Origin of the sequence: Paenibacillus sp. FSL H7-0714, assembly GCF_038003765.1 — a bacterium.
Taxonomy (GTDB): Bacteria; Bacillota; Bacilli; order Paenibacillales; family Paenibacillaceae; genus Paenibacillus_AQ.
Genome location: NZ_JBBOPT010000001.1, coordinates 4,350,566 through 4,370,237, shown reverse-complemented (window position 1 = coordinate 4,370,237; position 19,672 = coordinate 4,350,566). Strand labels below are relative to the sequence as shown.

The following is a 19,672-nucleotide window of genomic DNA, read 5'->3' as shown; positions in this document are numbered from 1 at the left end:
CGGACGAACGATCAGGGGGATTATTAATGATTAGAATACAACGGTTCATTCGAGAGTTATCTGAACGACAGTGGCTCGAATCGATCCCCATTAAAGACTGGGACGTACAATCAACAGAATATATTTTACCGGGTAAATATTCGGAGGAACGCGCTTTTGTAGGAAGCGAAGCCTTTGATTTATTCCCAAGCAAACAAGGTACAACGTATATGCTGCGTACGACGTTAGCCATTCCGAACGAATGGCCTGAGGATGCAGTAGGGTTATATTTTACCTCTGGATCAGGTGGGGAAGGGCTGCTTCGTATTAACGGACAGTCCTTTCAAGGGTTGGATCGAAATCACCCATTTGTAAAATTACCTGATCGGGTTGGCAAACAAATCGAAGTGGAGATTGAACTGTTTGATGCTGTACCGGAGCCTGTGGATCCCTTAAATCAGCAAGCAACCATTCATGCACCCATTCGCAAGATTCATAGCACGCTAGTCTATGTGAACACAACAGTGCAGTCGTTGATGTATTCTGTGAGCGTCATTATGAATGCTGCGGAATTGCTACCAGCGTCAGATTTTCGTCGTACTCGCGTGATGGAAGCTCTATATACAGCTATGGATGCATTTACTTTGCTATCACAAGAGAAGATTGCAGGCGGTGCCGCAGCTTCAATTGAACACCACCTTGTCGAACAAATAAGACAGATCGGTGGCAATAGCGAAGGTGTCATCCATATGGTAGGACAATCTCATATTGATATTGCATGGCTGTGGCCATGTCGTGAGACAGTGCGTAAGACGAGTCGGACGTTCTCAACTGTAAATGCTTTAATGGATGAATTTCCTGAATATCGGTATGCACAGAGTCAGCCGTTGCTCTTCGAGTATTTGAAGTTGAATGATCCAGTGTTATATGAGCGTGTAAAAGAACGAATTCGTGAAGGCCGCTGGGAGCTTGTCGGTGGCATGTGGGTGGAGCCGGATCTCAATATACCAAGTGGTGAATCATTGATGCGGCAAATGCTCTACGGTCAACGATTTTATCAGCAGGAATTTGGAAAGCGATCCTTTATAGAATGGTTACCGGATACCTTTGGCTACTGTGCATCATTACCGCAAATTTTGAAGCATGGTGGCATGCGTTACTTCATGACGACAAAGCTGAATTGGAATGATACGAACCCATTTCCGTATGACTTGTTTTATTGGGTAGGCATTGATGGAACGTCAATGCTATCGTTTTGCAATCATGGGGTGAACGAGGATACGCAGCCGAAGGATGTTCATGAACATTGGCAATCTTATAAAGAGAAAGCTAAGCATCCGGAACAAATGTTATTGTATGGGCATGGGGATGGCGGTGGTGGTGTCACGCGTGAGATGCTCGAATATATTCATCGCTCGGATCTCATGATCGGTCAGCCCTCATCTCAATTTAGTAGCGCGGAGGCATTCTTCACGGGTATTTCCGAAGCAAATCCAAATTTACCGAGCTGGTACGGTGACCTGTATCTTGAATTACATCGAGGTACGTATACGACACATGGGCGTAACAAACGTAATAATCGGAAGGCTGAGGTTCTGTATCGTGAAGCAGAGTTATGGTCTACGTTGGCCCGATCATCGCTGAGCTCAGAACAAGCAAAGACGTTACAGCATGATTTACATGAGGGATGGAAGTTGATTTTATTAAATCAGTTCCACGACATTATTCCGGGTTCTGCCATTACAGAAACGTATGAGACATCGATGAGAGAGTATGAGGAAGTATTCCAGCGCGGGAAGACAAGCTTAGAGATCGGGATGGCAGCCATTGCATCTCATGTTCAGATCGAAGGGACGATGGAAGGAACACCGTTCCTTGTATTAAATAGTATGGGCTGGAGCCGTGATTGTGTATTAGAGCTGACTACCCAGGATCTTATCGATCAAGGTGTTACGAATATTGAATGGAATCGCTTAACGATCGTGACTACGGATGGTGAATCATTGGATTATGAAGTTAGTAGCCATGGAACGACCAAGATCCTTCGAATTCGCGTACCGAATGTTCCAGCAATGGGCTACAATACGATTCTAGTACGTGAAAATGAAGTAGCTGCAGTGCCAGAATCGCCGAAAGTATTACCAAAGCTGCTTGATGAGTGGGAGACAGCCTACTATCGTATACGCTTCAATGAACAAGGAGAAATCATAAGCTTATACGATAAACAAGCGAATCGTGAAATCGTGAAGGCGGGAGAGCGGGCGAATCAGTTCCATTTCTTCCATGATCGTCCGACGCTATGGGATGCGTGGGACATTGATCCGCGCTATGAGCAACAGTCTGCTGGAGAGGCATTTCTGTTAGAGAAGAAGCTAATCAGCTCAGGAGCTGTTGCTGATGTTATAGGCTTCCGTTGGCGTATAGGACAATCCACGATTGAGCAGGAGATGGTTCTATATCATCATCATGCTCGCATTGAGTTTAGAACAAAGGTGGATTGGCAGGAAGCTCATAAGCTGCTGAAGGTGGGCTTCCCACTCGATGTTGTAACAAGTCGAGCCACTTATGAAATACCGTTCGGTGCTTTAGAGCGGAATACACATCGCAATACAAGCTGGGATCAAGCGCAATATGAAGTATGTGGTCATCGCTTCGCTGATGTGTCTGAGCATAGCTATGGTGTCAGTGTGCTGAATGATTGTAAGTATGGTTATGATACTCAAGGAAGTACGATTCGTCTTTCCTTGCTACGTGCGCCAAGATGGCCGGATATATCGGCAGATCAGGGATATCATGAGTTCACCTATGCACTGTATCCACATGCCGGCGATTGGCGCCAAGGACACACACTTCGAGCAGCAGCAGAGCTGAATCATCCACCTGCTTATATTGCAGCATCCACCGTAGATGCTACAGAGCTACAGAGCACGAATGTATGGGATCGATGTTGTTCATTGCTTCCTTTTACAAGTGAGCATGTTGTCTTGGAGACGGTCAAATGGGCTGAGGATGACGATGGCATCATTCTTCGTATGTACGAATCCGCTGGAGGTCGTGAGACGATCGAGCTGAAGTGGCCGTATCCACATCAAGCGGTGTATGTATCGAATGCCTTGGAAGAAGAAGTCCTGTTAATGGACAGCTGGCAGCTGACCTTTACGCCTTATGAAATAAAAACGATCAAAATTAAGATTGGATAGACGTCAAAATTGGACGAATCCTGCATCTGAAAGACATAGGAAGACGACTGCGGTTCGTTCTCTTCCTATGTCCAATTTGGAATGATATTGACGCTAGGCATCCATCAATCTATGCTCGGAGGTTGAATTAGCATGATCATGGCAACATCAGTACTAAACAATTCGACAGCATGGAAAAGACCTACAATAATTACGAAGCCTACCTATACTTCGGGCACGAAAGATCCGGTGATATGTCTCAATACATGTCTTGAGAATCAATGGTATTTCAGTATGAATCCACTCTCAACTGAACATATTGAGGCACAAAACCTCGATTCTTATGATTGGCATGAAATCATTGTTCCTGGTGAAGTTGCTATGCAAGGCTATAATATCGAAAATGACACACCATACTACTACACAACTTCTTTTATGATTCCAGAAGATTATGATGGAAAGCTTGTAATCCTAAGGTTCCATGGTATATATTCCAAAGCTAAGGTATGGATAAACGGTTTGTATAACCGTGATCATCAGGGTGGATTTACGACATGGGATTGTGATATTACGGATCAGATCCGCGCTGGGCAAGCTACTACTATCGTCGTTGAATTCATCGATGACATATGGGACCCTTCAATTGGTAGCAAATACGCTCATCATAATATTGGTGGGATTCTAAGATCGATAGAGCTTATTGCAGTACCTAAGACGCATCTTACTAGATTTCATTATGACATTGAATTTGACACCGCTTACAATAACGCGTTTTTGCATGTATCATTAGGTGCCGAACTGAATCAAGCTAATGCTGCTTATGTTCAATTGGAGCTAACAGACCAACAACAATCCCTCGTAACACTTGAAGAGCACTCTATCTTTTTTGAGCCTGAGCAACAACACCTCGATATATCCTTCAACATTCAACACCCAAAGAAATGGAATGCTGAGCAGCCCTATCTATACACCCTACATGCCAAGTTATTTGACGATGAGCATCAATTGATCGAGCAAGCTGAAGTACAGGTTGGATTCCGACAAATCTGCTTCGCAGGAAAGAACGGGACAGATCCGAAAGAAATCTACATTAATGGAGAACGAATTAAATTAAGAGGCACATGCCGCCATAGTATCCATCCAAAGCTCGGTAGAACAACAACACCAGAAATGGATATACAGGATGTCATATTGCTACGAGAGCAAAATGTTAACTACGTACGAACCTCCCACTATCCACCATCGGAGGAGTTTCTTGCGGCGTGCGATGAGCTTGGCATGTATGTAGAGGAAGAAACAGCCGTTAACTTCCAGTATGCAAATGGACCTGGACCATGGCGGGATGACGAACCATGGTATATGAATCAATTAGCAGAAATGATAGAACGTGATCGTTCTCATCCTAGCGTCATAATATGGTCATTAGCTAATGAGAGTGGCTGGCGCGCTAATGAGGAAGGGGATAAATTCAGAAGACAACTGCAGTACGTTCAGCAAGAGGAGACGACTCGGCCAACTAAATTCAGTTATCCGTTCTTAGTTGAGGATGGCAGTACAACCGATATTTACAGCGCACATTATATTGATTATACAAATGATATGGATTATCACTTAGTCACTTATGGGGTGTCTGAGAAAGATATCGTAATTAACTATTCTTCCCCTGTTATTCATGATGAATATGCACATATCGCTTGTTATAACATCGAGGAACTTGAACGAGACAATAACGTACGCAACTTCTGGGGTGAGAGTGTATATAAGATGTGGGATAAAATTGTAAATACGCATGGTGCGCTTGGTGGTGCATTGTGGGCTAATATTGATGATATATTCTTCCTGCCAGAAGGTGTCCCCGAACGACATCAACAGCATTCAATTGGTACTGCCGCAGGTTACGGAGAATGGGGGAATATGAGTGATGTCTGGCGCAGACAAAAGCCTGAATATTGGATGACTAAGAAAGCCTACTCCCCAATTCGGATTATGGAAGGCACCGTAGGGAATCCAGGATATGCCCCACTCGTCATCTCAATTAGTAACTGGTTCAATCACACTAACCTGAATGAAGTGAACATTTGCTACAGCATTCACGTGGATGGGCAAATTATTGCTCAACCGTCTTTCTATGGACCTGATATTAAGCCATACTCAAGTGGGCAACTCGAACTTCCAGCACGAGATTGGAGCGATCGAGAGAGCATACATTTACAGTTTCAAACATCGGATGGCATTGTCGTAGATGAATATCTGCTCCCAATTGCAACAAGACAGTTCATATTCTGTGATGCCCAGTATGAAGCATTAAAGGTCGAAGAAACGGATGAGCAATATCTCATTCGTAACAACATGGTTTCTTTCACATATTGCAAAGAATCAGCGATGCTCTCTCAAGTAACTTTCCAAAACCGAGTCATACTTACAGGTGGCCCGCATTTGAATTTGACTGGTGTCGAGCTTGGTAATTGGATTCCAGGTTCCATTCATGTAGAAACTTGCGAGAATGACCAGCAGATTGTAGTCACAACTACTGGTCATTACACACTAGGCATAAAAGTTTTATTTGTTCAGAAGCTGTTCGCAAGTGGTAAATTTGAAATTCGCTATACGGTGGACAATGTTGAACTTGAGCTTGAGATACAAGAACTTGGTGTAGCAATCGATATGCCTGAGCACATCGATTATGTGGAATGGCAGAAATCAGGACGATTCAGTGTTTATCCTGAGAATCATATAGGGAGACTTACCGGCCGTGCCAACCGGGTTCGTAAAGCTAGTGATGAACAACCAGATGTTTACGGAGAGCAACCTGCGTGGGAATGGAAAGACGATATGCGCAACTATTATTTGGAACGTAAAGACGATTCTACTAAAGGAATAGTTACTAATGATTTCCAAACGATGCGAGAGTATATTCACTTCTATGCTGTTGGCCTAGCAGATACGGACGCCACTCTACGCGTAGAATCCAACGGAAACGAGGCTGCTCGAATAGCTTATATGTATCAACCGCCTACATTAGTTAGTTATGCGGATACCGATTCATTAACCTATAAGGGCGAATGGCAGCACCTACAAGATTCAAAAGCTATCATAGGTACGGTGTGGCATTCGAATACTCCGGGATCTACCATTGAATTCTCATTTTACGGTACAGGCGTTCAGTTCATGTATAAGAAACATAAAACTGGTGGAACGATGCATGTTCACGTAGATGATCAGCCCAAGCATATCATTGGTACACATAGTGATATTGGTATGCCACTGTACCAACAACGATTTACTTGCAGAGAACTTCCACTCGCGTACCATAAGATTACCATTGAAGTCCCCGTCGATTACGAGGGAGCGGAAGTTGTCATCGAGGCATTCGAAATTCTGAATGATACCATTCCTGCAAAAATCAAAGCACAGCTTATTATCAATCAAGGCTGGTACTACCCAGCGTTAGGCTGGGGGAATTATTGCGGAGAACCGATCCGTATTGAATCAGGTTATTCGCAAATGACTACGATCAGAATGACTAATAATCCTCAAATGATTATAGAGTACGGTAAATAGCGTATGGAGGTGTGAAAGGTCGGCTACTCAAATAATGGGTAGCCGACCTTCTGTCTTTTATGAGAATAATTGATCAATACCTTTGAACGTATTCTCTATAACATGCTCAGATGTATAAATAGATAGATGATGTGGTAGTAGTCCCTGTTCGAGCGCAGGTCCAAATACATCAAAACTTTTCGCGATTTGTCCGCCAAGCACGAGTCGCTGTGCTCCAAAGCTCACGATATAGGGATCAAGCATCTCAGCTAGACACGAACCAAATTCTTCGAATACTTGTTGATAGGCGAGGTTTCCCTGTCTTGCCAGATCAGCGAGCTCCTTCACATCCATGCCTTCTATCCAAAATCCACGTTCCTGTGCGGCATGTAGAATACCAGGACGGGAGAACACTTCATCGATCATTGTATGGCGATAAGGCTTATCATAGAGCTCTCCATTACCAGGAACTCCCTCACCCTCAATTCGGATTTTTCCTTGATCAATGAAAGCAGAGCCCAGCCCTGTGCCGAGTGTTAAAGAGATAAAACGTTCTTGTGGAACACTGCAGCAGATAAATCGTTCGATAATGTTGTTCCAAACATATATTGGTATTGCATGATCGTCATGAATTGCTGGAGCGTAGTGCTGGCATCCTCACTTGCAAGCGAAGGGACTTGGAATTGAGAAGCTTGAATGGAGCAGCCATTCATGACGAGACTGGACTTGATAAAGGTCCCGCCAACGTCGAGTGCGATAACGAATTTAGTCTTCAAGGAAGCTCACATCCCAAGATTTGGATACCCCAGTTTTTATGAGCGTACAAGGCTGGCTCCCTAAATTCTCAACTCGATAGGCACCGAATGCAGCAGGCAGGATATAGGACTCCGCATACCGGAATTCGACTGAGACGGATTCATTGTCGAAGGATATAATTCTCACCTTCTACGAGATTGAACATGACCATTTGGTGATCCGTATGATCTTCCCATTTATCAGTTAAATGTAATCGGTGTACATAGAAAAGTAGATCCTCTCGTTGACCAAGTTCCACCATTTCGTTGCGACCTTGGGATTGTAATAGTACGGGCTTAGCGATTAAATTCTCCTGCACCCACGCTGTTTTCTTATAGAAATCAATATTCGGAAAGGCGTGATCAATATTAATCGGACGAGGTTTACCATCCATTCCTTTGCGCAAGAAATCATAGATTTTAAACGTAAACCACCATGTTGTTGATGAAATCTCGAGGACAAGATTTTTTTTCCTGATGCATGCATTGTACCTGTTGGAATGAGGAATAGGTCACCTTTTTCAGCTTCAAACTCGTTTACATAGTCTTTTAATGGGATAGGAATAGCCGTTTTCTGCGCTGTCTTCACCGCTTGATAGAAATTTTCTTCGGTGCAAGTATCCGTTAATCCCAAATAGACATGGGATGTTCCTTTCTTCTCCATAATGTAATAGGATTCTTGCTGCTCCATAAATTCATTAAATTCACTTCGAATATACGATTGCTTAGGATGGACTTGGCAAGATAAATTGTCTCCCTCTATCGTATCCAAGTAGTCGAAGCGAATCGGGAAGTAATCTCCGAATAATTGAACGTTGCGTTCGCCGAGAATGGCAAGATACTCATAATGCATCACAGTAAGGAAGGGGATTTCGATGTACTCACCTTGATATTCCAGAATAATAGAGTTCTTCGGTGCGATCGCTACATATATAGTAACATGCCTGTTGGTTTAACCATTCTTAAAGCTTTCAATAAACTTGGAAGCTAGTGATGATAAGTATTTATCTTTGATCCAGACGGCGGCGACCCGCGTGCGAAGCGACTCACTACTGATTTCTTTATAGATCAAATTACGATTGCTCGTTAATTCGAAAGCGGATTTGGGGATAATTCCGATGCCGAGACCAGCATTTGCCCAGAGCAGTGTTGTTCGCGCATCATCATTCATACAGAAAATTAGCGGATCAAAACCATTCTCAAGACAGGTTTCCCGGATAAGCTGCTCAAAACGGCGGTAGATAATGAGCGGCTTATCTTTTAACTCACCGATCTCAACGAAGTTTTCATCTGTTTTCCAGTCATACTCTGGAGTCATTACGGCAATCATAGGCTCAGCTTGTGTGTAAAGACATTCTAAATTTGTAGCATTAAAGGGTGTCCGGACAATGCCAATCTCGACAATGCCCTTGTTCAAAAGGTCGATGATTCTGAAGGTATTCCCTTCATGGATTTCAAATTTAACGCCTTGATACGTTTTGTGAAACTCACATAGTCGATCTTGGAGCAGGGTCGCTCCTGAGGAAGAGACAGTGCCAATGGCAAGAGTTCCTTTTAAGCCTTTGACAAAATCATTGAGCTCCCGGGCAGTGGAATCAGCCAGCTCCAGAATTTGTTGAGCCCGGTCACGCAAAATGGCTCCTGCTTCGGTAAGTTGTACACTGCGCGGACCTCGATCTACAAGCTTGACGCCTAGTTCTTCCTCAAGCAGCTTAAGCTGCTGACTGAGCGGAGGCTGAGCCATTTGCAGCTTTCTGGCTGCAGAAGTAATCTGCCCTTCCTCAGCGATAGCCATAAAATATTTAAGCTGTCTAATATCCATAAAAAGAATCCTCCGAACTTGAGATATGTTAATCGTATGGGAGCGATACGAATCAAATATTATTAATATGTGAGTAGATATGCCATAATCATAACTGTTATTATACATATTTCAAGTGCTTAAATACTTCTTATGTTGGGTGTGGATGACGTTGTTTAAAATTGCAGTCTATTTAAAACCGTACAAAAAAGAAGCCATCATCGGTCCAATCTTCAAGCTGATGGAAGCGATTCTGGAACTGATTTTGCCTACCATTGTCGCGTTAATCATCAATAACGGGGTAGGAAATCATGACAGTGCTTATGTATACCGTATGGGTGGCCTGATGGTGCTGATGTCTCTGCTTGGCTTCGGTTGCTCCATGGTGTGCCAATACTATGCAGCACGAGCATCTCAGGGATTCGGCACGACGCTTCGTAATAAAATGTTCAAACATATTACATCTTTATCGTACGCTGAGCTGGATACGTTCGGTACGCCTACGCTGATTAACAGAATTACCAATGACGTAAACCAGCTGCAGATTGCAGTGGCTATGCTGATTCGCCTGGTTATTCGTGCGCCGTTTATCTGCATCGGGGCTATCATAATGTCCATGATTTTGGATTTTAGATTATCGCTGATTTTAATAGCGGCAACGCCGATTTTTGGCATTATATTATATTTTATTATCACTCGAAGTGCACCTTTGTATCGAAAATACCAGCAGAAGCTGGATGCCCTTGCGCTCGTTCTTAGTGAGAATTTGTCGGGGATACGAGTCATTCGTGCTTTTGCGAAGAGACGTACGGAAAAAGAACGTTTTGATGCCTCATCTGAGGATTTAACCACTACAGCGATCCGGGTCTCGCGGATTTCCGCTTTACTTGGACCTATGACGACACTTGTAGTAAACGCGGCGATCATAGCTATTTTATGGGTAGGTGGAATTCACATTGATGGGGGGCGATTGTCTCAAGGTGAGATCATTGCCTTTATCAATTACGTCACTCAAATCTTGCTGGCACTTATAGTGGTCTCCAACTTGGTCATTATTTTTACAAAAGCCTCATCTTCTGCCAATCGTGTGAATGAAGTGCTGAGTGTCAAAGCATCCGTGTCCGAGGACGGGAATGTTGTGATGACTGAACCTGATCATACCGCTCCTGCCATATCATTCGATCATGTATCGTTTGGTTATAATACAACAGGAGAATTGGCATTAGAGGATATTTCGGTAGTCATTAACCGCGGAGAAACTGTGGGGCTGATTGGCAGTACGGGTTCTGGTAAATCTACTTTCGTGAACTTAATTCCACGTTTTTATGATGCAGTGCAAGGTGAAGTTAAAGTGGATGGAGTGAATGTCAGAGATTATAAGCTACATCAGCTTCGTGAGAAAATAGGGATTGTGCCGCAAAAAGCAGTGTTGTTTACTGGAACAATCGCTGAGAATATTCGTTGGGGTAAGGAAGACGCAAACGAGGAAGAAATCATGCAAGCAGCCTCTGTTGCTCAGGCGGAAGAGTTTATTCGTAAATTGCCAGAAGGATTGAATACTCAGGTATCACGTGGCGGACTTAATTTATCCGGGGGGCAAAAGCAGCGCTTGACCATAGCTCGTGCAGTGGTAGGTAAGCCGTCGATTCTAATTCTGGATGACTCCTCCAGTGCGCTAGATTTCGCTACTGATGCGGCTCTACGTAAAGCGCTCAAAGAGAGCAGCCAGCAAATGACCGTACTCGTTGTCTCGCAGAGGGTGAGCACTGTAAGGCAAGCGGATAAAATTATGGTATTTGAGGAAGGGCGGATCGCCGGTATCGGAACCCATGAGGAGCTGATGCGTGGTTGTGAAGTGTACAAAGAAATCTGCCTGTCCCAGCTATCGAGTGAGGAGTCGGGCCAATGAACAAAAACAACATTTGGAAAAGACTAATTGTATATACAGGACATTATAGAAAAATAGCTATTGGGGCAGTTATATGCGCGTTACTCAGTGTGATCGCCAGTCTAATCGGACCACTACTTATCGGTAAAGCCATTGATTTTATGATCGGACCGGGAGAGGTGGATTTTGACGCCGTACTTAGACTGCTTTTGATTCTGGCAGCGGTATATATTGTCGGCAGCTTTTTTGGATGGCTCCTTACCTATCTGACGAATCGAATCGCCTACCGGACTGTATATGACTTACGGCGGGAGCTTTTTGATAAATTAAATGTTTTGCCTTTAAAATTTCACGACAACCACCCGCAAGGAGACAGTATCAGCCGGTTTGTTAACGATATGGATGCCGTCTCTGATGGACTGCTGCAAGGTTTCTCCACACTGCTTACAGGGATCATCACCATTGTAGGGGCAATTGTGCTTATGTTGTACATCAGTCCTCTGATGACCTTAGTAGTTCTTCTGTCAGCACCCGCCACCTTTTTTGTGGCCAGATTTATTACGATGCGATCTCAAAAGATGTTTAAAGAGCAGGCGAAGATTCTCGGTGGTCTCAATGGCTATGTGGAGGAAATGATCGGTGGGCAAAAAGTAGTCACCGCTTATCATTATGAAGAACGTGCAATGTCTCAGTTTGAAGAACAAAACGAGACATTATATCAGACCGGTGTGAAGTCACAATTTTATGGCTCCTTATCCAATCCGACAACGCGGCTAGTAAATAACGTTACGTTCTCAGTTATAGCTATGATCGGTAGTGTTATGGTAATTCGGGGTCATTTCACGGTAGGGGATCTGTCCAGTTTCTTGATCTTCTCCAACTTGTTCGCTAAGCCGTTTAATGAAATAACAGGTGTGATTACACAGCTTCAATCGGCAACTGCCTCTGCGCAGCGGATCTTCGCCATTCTCGATCTAACACCAGAACCCGCTGATTCTAAGGGCGCCAAAATCATGAGTACAAGTCAAGGAACCATTACCTTCGAAAAAGTATCCTTTGCTTATAATCCAGAACGTCCCTTGATTAACGATTTCAGTCTAGAAGTGAAGCCCGGTACCCGAGTTGCGATTGTAGGTCAGACTGGAGCAGGGAAGACGACGCTAGTAAACCTGCTCATGCGTTTCTACGATGTGGACCGTGGGTCCATCAAGATTGATGGTGTGGATATTAAGACCATTACGCGTGACAGTCTGCGACGTAATTTTGGGATGGTGTTGCAGGATACTTGGCTCTTTGGGGGCACGATCAGAGATAATATTGCTTACGGAAAACCTGGGGCTACAGAGGAGGAAGTCATCGCTGCTGCTAAAGCTGCTAATGCTCATAGCTTCATTAAACGTCTGCCTGAAGGGTATGATACGAAGATCAGTGGCTCAGGGGATAATCTCTCCCAAGGACAGAAGCAGCTGCTTACCATTGCACGAGTAATGCTTGTAGATCCGCCTATGCTCATCTTAGACGAGGCTACAAGCAGTATTGATACATTAACTGAGGTACGGATTCAAAAAGCTTTTCTGACTATGATCGCTGGTCGGACCAGCTTTGTGATTGCCCACCGATTGTCAACGATTCGGGAGTCGGATCTCATTCTTTTCATGAAGGATGGAGACATTGTGGAGAGTGGTACGCATGATCAACTCCTAGCCAGCGGTGGATATTACGCCAGATTATATAACAGTCAGTTCGCCTCAGCGTAGACTTTGTGAATAAAAAGAAGTATTCGACCCTATTTTGGGTGAGGATGCTTCTTTTTTGTCAGTAGCATGGCATTTACTGTCCCGTAAATGAAACCTCAGATGGTTCCCTTCGTATCCTTAAATATGCAAATATTAGGGAGGGAATTCATTACAATGTCAATGTTTAAACGAATGCTCGCGAGTGCCGGAATTGGAGCGGCAAAAGTAGATCTCATGCTCCATCAAGATTTCGTGAACGCAGGTGATACGATCAGTGGTTCCGTTCGAATTCAAGGTGGCCGAGTGGATCAGGAGGTCGATGACGTCTACGCATTCGTTAAGACGCGTTACTTGAAAGAGCTGAACGATAAGAAGATGGAAGTGGAAGCGACGGTATCCAAATTCCTGTTAGCAAGTAAATTTAAAGTAGTGGCGGAGCAGGTCTATGAATTTCCTGTCTCATTCCAGCTTCCGGCGATAACGCCAGTGACGTTAGGTAGATCGCCGGTTTGGATTCAAACCGGACTTGATATTAAAGAGGCAATTGATCCGAAGGATCAGGATTATCTTCAAGTAGGCCCTCATCCATATTGTGCTATTATTTTGGATGCGATGAATCAGCTCGGGTTCCAAATTCGTGAAGTGACTTGTGAATATGCACCGCGTTACGGCAGGATCAATGGGTTAGATTTTGTTCAAGAATTTGAATTCGTTCCCCCCTCACAGTTCCGGAATCAACTAGACGAATTAGAAATCGTTTTCTTTCCAAATGAGGATGGAATTGAGTTGCTCCTACAGATTGATCGCAAGGCACGTGGTTTAGCTGGTTTGTTCGCCGATGCGCTTGATACAGATGAGAGCTTTGTGAAAATACGCTTTGATCACAATCAACTTGCTTACGGAGTTGACTATGTAGCTGATCAACTGCTCGCAACGATCCATAAATACGTATAAACAGGATTATAAAAGAGAGGGGAGAGCCCCTCTCTTTTTTCGTTTTTATAAAGAAAAATTTATTTATATGAAGGAATGAACTAAATGGACAGGATAAACGTACTATAGTAAAACTATCCTAACAATGTATGAAACGGTAGGCATTGATTGCATGATGAAAGTTACTAATACGAATACGAACGGAGAGGGAGTGCCAAGATGTTGACAATAAAGCATTTTACCAAGAGCTATAAGGGCGGTAAGAAGGCAGTGAATGACTTGAACTTAGTGGTCGAGAAAGGCGATATTTATGGCTTTATCGGTCATAACGGCGCGGGGAAAACAACGACGATTCGGGCAGTAGTAGGTGTTCTTGATTTTGAAGAGGGGGAGATCGAAATAGGTGGATATTCCATCAAAAAAGATCCTTTAGCCTGCAAAGCGATCACTGCGTATATTCCAGATAATCCAGATCTATACGATCATCTGACCGGCATTCAATACTTGAATTTTATTGGTGATCTTTTTAGTGTATCGAAAGCAGATCGGGAGTTGTTGATTAAGAAATATGGCGATGAATTTGAGATTACATCTCATTTGGGGGATTTAATCTCCTCGTATTCTCATGGTATGAAGCAGAAGCTCGCGATCATCTCAGCACTGATACATAAACCGAAGCTGTTAGTGCTGGATGAGCCCTTTGTGGGACTTGATCCAAAAGCGGCACACACGCTTAAAAAAATCATGACGGAGATTTGCAGTCAGGGCAGTGCGATCTTTTTTTCAACGCATGTACTGGATGTAGCGGAGAAGCTCTGTAATAAGATTGCCATTATCAAAGCGGGAGAATTGATTACGCATGGGAAAACAGAAGAGGTGAAGGGTGACAGCAGCCTTGAAGATGTATTTTTGGAGTTGATTAAGCATGATTAATATCTGGAGATTGACGAAGATTCAGCTGATCTCTTCCTTTGGGTTAAATAAAGCTTTGCACACACGTGATGTGAAAGAAAGACAAAAAATGCTGTGGCTGACCATCGGGATCCTAATTGGAATTGTTATGATGGCTGTGGTTTCATTTGGTTATAGCTATATGATAGCAGAGACCCTTGAACAGATTGGCCGGCCAGAGCTGCTGCTTGCGATAATGATGGCAGTTACTTGCTTAATCGGATTTTTTACAACGATCTATAAGGCTAGTGGTGTATTATTTGGCTCCAAAGACTACGATCTCGTAATGTCGCTGCCAATCAAAACGAGTCATATTGTAGCAAGTCGGGTGGCTCAGCTTTATGTGTTAAACCTATTCTTCTCTTTGATGGTGATGGTACCTGCAGGCATAGTTTATGCTATAAAGGTGAATCCCGGCGTACTATATTATTTGTATTTTTTGATGACACTGTTATTTATCCCATTAGTGCCGATCATAGCTGCAACGATTATTGGTGCTCTGATCAGCTGGGTTTCCTCAAGATTTAAAGGAAGTCGTATAATAACGCTCATCCTAACTTTTGTTGTAATTATTGCTATAATTGTTGGTTCAGGTCAAATAAATGGTAACAATCCACAATTACTTGCGGATATGAGCGCTCAAATTGCTGATCAAATATACAACTTGTATCCTTTGACGCTTATGTATGTAAATGCGGTTTGCTCGTTTCAGTTTGATTCCTTAGTATTGTTTATTGGGTTTTCGCTGATTTCTTTTATGCTGTTTACCATCGTGCTTGGTAGCAAATATAAAGCGATCCACACAGGTCTTACGACTTCTTTTTCAAAAAATAAATATCAAATGAAATCACTTGCAGTATCCTCACCGCTTTATACATTGTATAAAAAAGAGCTGCGTCGCTATTTTAGTTCTTCTATCTATGTACTTAACACGAGTATAGGCATGGTAATGTTACTTGTATTGGCGATCACCTTACTGTTCGTTAGTGCAGAGCAACTAGGACAACTCGTTGAGATACCAGAGCTTTCAAATTATCTGAATCGACTGGCTCCACTGTTTGTTTCCGTTTTTGTAACTTTAAGCTGTACGACATCCAGTTCTATATCGCTCGAAGGTAATAATATTTGGATCTTAAAAAGCGCACCTGTGCCGACATTAACGATATTGCTAAGTAAAATTGCAGTGAATCTTACGATTACCGTGCCGATTGCGGTTGTAAGTAGTGTGCTCCTTATGATATCCCTAGGTACGGGATGGGTGGAAAGTTTGCTATTATTGGTTATTCCGGTCCTTTATGCTTGTCTTACTGCAATGACTGGTGTACTCGTTAATTTGAAGTTACCTAAACTGGAGTGGACAAATGAAGTATCGGTAGTCAAACAAAGCGCATCCGTCTTAGTGGCGATGTTGATAGGGTTTATAAGTTTACTGATTCCTTTTGGTATGAGTCTGCTGCTATCTGATCTGAATGGCAATCTCGTATTGTTAGGGATTGGATTACTAATAATAGTGGTTTGTGGTGCGATGTATCGATATATTCAATCCAAAGGGGAGCTTTTATTTCGGGCTCTTTAAATCATAGGGGGATCCTAAAAGTCGTAACGGCTAGTGGGATGCCCTATTTTTTTTGCGCTCTACCAATATTTTAGCAGTGTTTATAGCTTCTATCCTTGGTATAATTCGAAGATTATATCCGAGGAGGATCATCTCGTGAACAATAGATTTGGTAGATTTGTAATTACGATACTTGTAGTAGTGCTTGTAGCTGGAGTATTTATTCAACATATATCGGCTGATGATGAGGCGCCTTTTAAGGATATAGATACTAGTTATGCTAAAAATGAAATTATAGATTTGTATCACCGCAACATATTAACCGGCACAACGGCGACAAGCTTCTCACCTACTAAATCGATTACTAGAGCGGAATTCATTACGGTTCTTGACCGTCTGCTAAAGCTTGATCCGGCAGTCAGTCCAGTATCTCCTTATACAGATGTAGCTAAAAAAGCTTGGTATTACGGCTGGATACAGGCAGCTGTTCAGCTTGAGCTGGCTAACGGCACATCGGCAACTACTTTCACGCCAGCAAAAGCAGTTACCAGGCAGGAAGCGGCTGTATGGATGGCCAAAGCTTTAAAGCAAACAAACCATACTCATGCTCTAACTTCGTTCAATGATCGAAATAAGATTGCTAGCTGGGCAAGATCAGCTGTTGCTACTGTAAATGATCTAGGTTTGATGAAGGGGGATAATCGCAAGAATTTCCGCCCCTCTGATCCTATAACTAGACAGGAAACGGCCGTCCTCATTGACCGAGTGCTGCAAAATGAGAGTTGGGCAGCAGAACTCGATGATGAGCCGGAGGATCGAATCGTTATAGGCTGGCAATATGGGCAGACGACGGCACAATATGAGAATACGGTTCTGAAATCCAACGTTAACACCTTATCACCACGGTGGTATTATGTAGGAAAAACAGGTGCAGTAACGGATTCAACGGATACTTCGCTGATCACATGGGCAAAGAAGAATAATAAGAAAATATGGGCGATGGTAGGCAATCGATCGGATCAAGAAGCGACCCATCAAATGTTGTCGAGTGTAACCACAAGGAATACTGCAGTAAATCAATTAGTAGCTTTAGTGAGTAAATATAGATTAGATGGACTAAACATTGATTTTGAAAATGTAGCGCCTGACGATCGTGAGTATTTGACCTCGTTCATTACATTATTAGCTGAGAAAATGCATGCTCTTAACGCGACGCTGTCGATAGACGTCTCTCCTGATCTTGGAACAGATTGGACAGATGCTTTTGACTACGCTGCACTAGGTAAGCAAGTGAACTATATGGTGATGATGGGTTATGACGAACATTATGACGGGAGTAAGCTTCCAGGGCCCAATGCTTCTATTCCTTTTGATCAACATGCAGTGGATACTGTACTAAAGGACGTACCCAGCCATAAGGTTATATTGGCACTGCCTTTATATAATCGGGACTGGACATTGAATCAGAATGGTACGGTTTCATCTTCAAAGTATATCTCGCTTCCGGAGCAAAATCAGATTATTAGTAGCTATGGAATGAAGCCCGTATGGAATGAGACTTTAGGACAATATGTTGCCAACTATTCAAAGCAGTCCATAAAGCACACGATCTGGATTGAGGATGGCCGTTCATTAATAGCAAAATACGATTTAAGCGTTAAGAACAATCTAGCCGGAATTGCTTATTGGTATATAGGTGGGGAAAGCGCAGATATATGGTCTAGCGTAAGTAATGCAGAGAAATTTTACGATTATACCTTTTAAAAAGAAAGACTGGATGCATATAGCTATCTTGCTATGGCATTCAGTCTTTTTATTTAGTTATCACAGCGCAACGACCGCGCGTTACGGTGAAAGCTCTTGGCACGCAACATATACACTAAATATATATATTTGAGGAATTATAAGTCATAATCATCCATATAAAAGTTACATTTTTCACTAGTATGAAATAATTAATAAATGCTATATTCTTCTTGATCAATTATACATATGGAGGAATTCAAAGGATGCCATCAATTACAGAAACAATTCAACTGATCGAATCAAAAGAATTTCAAAGAACACTAGAAAGTCTGTATGGTGATGTTCCATCTATCATTAACGATCAAAAGCAAAGATATAAAACCTTGGTTCAGGAATATGTAAAAAAATTTGCAGAGGGCGAAGTGTTTCTCTTTAGCTCACCAGGGCGCAGTGAAATTAGTGGCAATCATACAGATCATAATCTAGGTAAAGTAATTGCTGCCAGTATAAACATGGATTGTATTGGAGCGGCTGCGAAAAATGATCAAAATATTATTCGTATAAAAAGCATTACCTATAACGAAGACTTCATTATTGATTTAAATTCGAGTGGGAATAGCCTTAACCTTTCAGGAACATATACCTTAGTTAAAGGGATTTTGGACGGTTTTGAACGTTACGGTTATAAATTAGGCGGTTTTGATGTTTGTATCACAAGTGATGTCATAAGTGCAGCAGGTGTAAGCTCATCAGCTTCTTTTGAGATGTTGATATGTTCTATTATTAATTTCTTCTACAACAATAACGAGATGGATGTCGTTACCTGTGCCAAGATAGGCCAATATGCAGAGAATTCAGAGTGGAACAAACAATCGGGTTTGCTCGACCAAATTGCTTGTGGATATGGGGGACTAATTTCGATTGATTTTAAAAACATCGAGGCTCCGCTGATCACTACATTAAATTTTTCATCCATTGACAAAGGTTATGAGTTATTTATTGTCCCCACAGGTGCAAACCATGCAGATTTAAGTGAAGAATACTCCTCAATTCCAACAGAAATGAAGGCTGTTGCCCGAGAACTTGGGAAAAATGTGCTTCGTGATTTAGAAAAGCAAGATATATTGGACAACCTGGACAAACTTAGAGAGAGTGTTGGAGATAGAGCTGTATTGAGAGCACTGCATTTCTATGAGGAAAACATTCGAGTTGATCAACAAGTAGAAGCTTTGACAGGCGATAATGCAAACAGCTTCATAAGACTCGTAAATGAATCTGGAAACTCATCCTGGAAATGGCTGCAAAATTGCTATTCTAACTCTACTCCTTCTGAACAGGGTGTGACACTATATTTGGCATTAACTGAGCTGTTTATCAAGGAGAAGGGGGCAGGAGCCTGCAGGGTACATGGAGGCGGTTTTGCAGGAGTTATAATGGCTTTATTGCCAAAAGAATACACGGATTCCTATAAAGCATATATGCACTCATTTGGTGTTGAGCAGATTTATCCTGTCCGCATTCGTAAGCATGGTGCTATTAATTTAAATCTATTATAGGCGTTTATCAGTCG

At 42.6% G+C, this 19,672-nt stretch carries 13 protein-coding genes; 9 read left to right on the top strand and 4 right to left on the bottom strand.

Annotation, left to right across the window (positions count from 1 at the left end; translation table 11 throughout):
- Window positions 1-26 precede the first annotated feature (26 nt).
- Window positions 27-3,179 carry an alpha-mannosidase gene (locus NST34_RS19500; RefSeq protein WP_341128603.1) on the top strand — a complete coding sequence of 1,051 codons (3,153 nt, stop codon included), beginning with the start codon at window positions 27-29 and terminating at the stop codon, window positions 3,177-3,179.
- A 132-nt stretch (window positions 3,180-3,311) separates the two neighbouring features.
- Entirely contained in the window at window positions 3,312-6,719 is a 3,408-nt protein-coding gene (locus NST34_RS19495) for a glycoside hydrolase family 2 protein (protein WP_341128602.1), read from the top strand.
- A gap of 57 nt (window positions 6,720-6,776) precedes the next feature.
- On the opposite strand, the gene NST34_RS19490 is transcribed toward NST34_RS19495, so the two are convergent.
- The 4 genes from NST34_RS19490 to NST34_RS19475 form a co-directional block, all read right to left on the bottom strand.
- Window positions 6,777-7,205, bottom strand: coding sequence for an ROK family protein (locus tag NST34_RS19490; protein WP_341129574.1), 429 nt, complete (start codon window positions 7,203-7,205; stop codon window positions 6,777-6,779).
- Window positions 7,206-7,234: 29 nt separating this feature from the next.
- The gene (locus tag NST34_RS19485) at window positions 7,235-7,474 is read right to left on the bottom strand and encodes a hypothetical protein (RefSeq protein WP_149646076.1); all 240 of its coding nucleotides are present in this window, start codon (window positions 7,472-7,474) and stop codon (window positions 7,235-7,237) included.
- Between the two features lie 322 nt (window positions 7,475-7,796).
- Complete coding sequence (locus NST34_RS19480; protein WP_341128601.1) at window positions 7,797-8,345, bottom strand: hypothetical protein; 549 nt, start codon at window positions 8,343-8,345, stop codon at window positions 7,797-7,799.
- A gap of 99 nt (window positions 8,346-8,444) precedes the next feature.
- Complete coding sequence (locus NST34_RS19475) at window positions 8,445-9,314, bottom strand: LysR family transcriptional regulator (protein ID WP_076286242.1); 870 nt, start codon at window positions 9,312-9,314, stop codon at window positions 8,445-8,447.
- Window positions 9,315-9,465: 151 nt separating this feature from the next.
- On the opposite strand from NST34_RS19475, the gene NST34_RS19470 reads away from it, so the two are divergent.
- The 7 genes from NST34_RS19470 to NST34_RS19440 all read left to right on the top strand — a co-directional run bounded on the left by NST34_RS19470 (window position 9,466) and on the right by NST34_RS19440 (window position 19,658).
- Window positions 9,466-11,202 carry an ABC transporter ATP-binding protein gene (locus tag NST34_RS19470; protein WP_076300584.1) on the top strand — a complete coding sequence of 579 codons (1,737 nt, stop codon included), beginning with the start codon at window positions 9,466-9,468 and terminating at the stop codon, window positions 11,200-11,202.
- The gene (locus tag NST34_RS19465) at window positions 11,199-12,938 is read left to right on the top strand and encodes an ABC transporter ATP-binding protein (protein WP_076300585.1); all 1,740 of its coding nucleotides are present in this window, start codon (window positions 11,199-11,201) and stop codon (window positions 12,936-12,938) included. Before NST34_RS19470 ends, NST34_RS19465 begins: the two co-directional genes overlap by 4 nt.
- Before the next feature lie 153 nt (window positions 12,939-13,091).
- Window positions 13,092-13,871, top strand: coding sequence for a sporulation protein (locus tag NST34_RS19460; RefSeq protein WP_076286239.1), 780 nt, complete (start codon window positions 13,092-13,094; stop codon window positions 13,869-13,871).
- Between the two features lie 198 nt (window positions 13,872-14,069).
- Window positions 14,070-14,783, top strand: a complete 714-nt coding sequence (locus NST34_RS19455; protein WP_076300586.1) for an ABC transporter ATP-binding protein — start codon at window positions 14,070-14,072, stop codon at window positions 14,781-14,783.
- Window positions 14,776-16,377, top strand: a complete 1,602-nt coding sequence (locus NST34_RS19450) for a hypothetical protein (protein ID WP_076300587.1) — start codon at window positions 14,776-14,778, stop codon at window positions 16,375-16,377. Before NST34_RS19455 ends, NST34_RS19450 begins: the two co-directional genes overlap by 8 nt.
- A gap of 135 nt (window positions 16,378-16,512) precedes the next feature.
- Entirely contained in the window at window positions 16,513-18,120 is a 1,608-nt protein-coding gene (locus NST34_RS19445; RefSeq protein ID WP_341128600.1) for an S-layer homology domain-containing protein, read from the top strand.
- 245 nt (window positions 18,121-18,365) lie between these two features.
- Entirely contained in the window at window positions 18,366-19,658 is a 1,293-nt protein-coding gene (locus NST34_RS19440) for a galactokinase (RefSeq protein ID WP_341128599.1), read from the top strand.
- The last annotated feature ends 14 nt before the right edge of the window (window positions 19,659-19,672 follow it).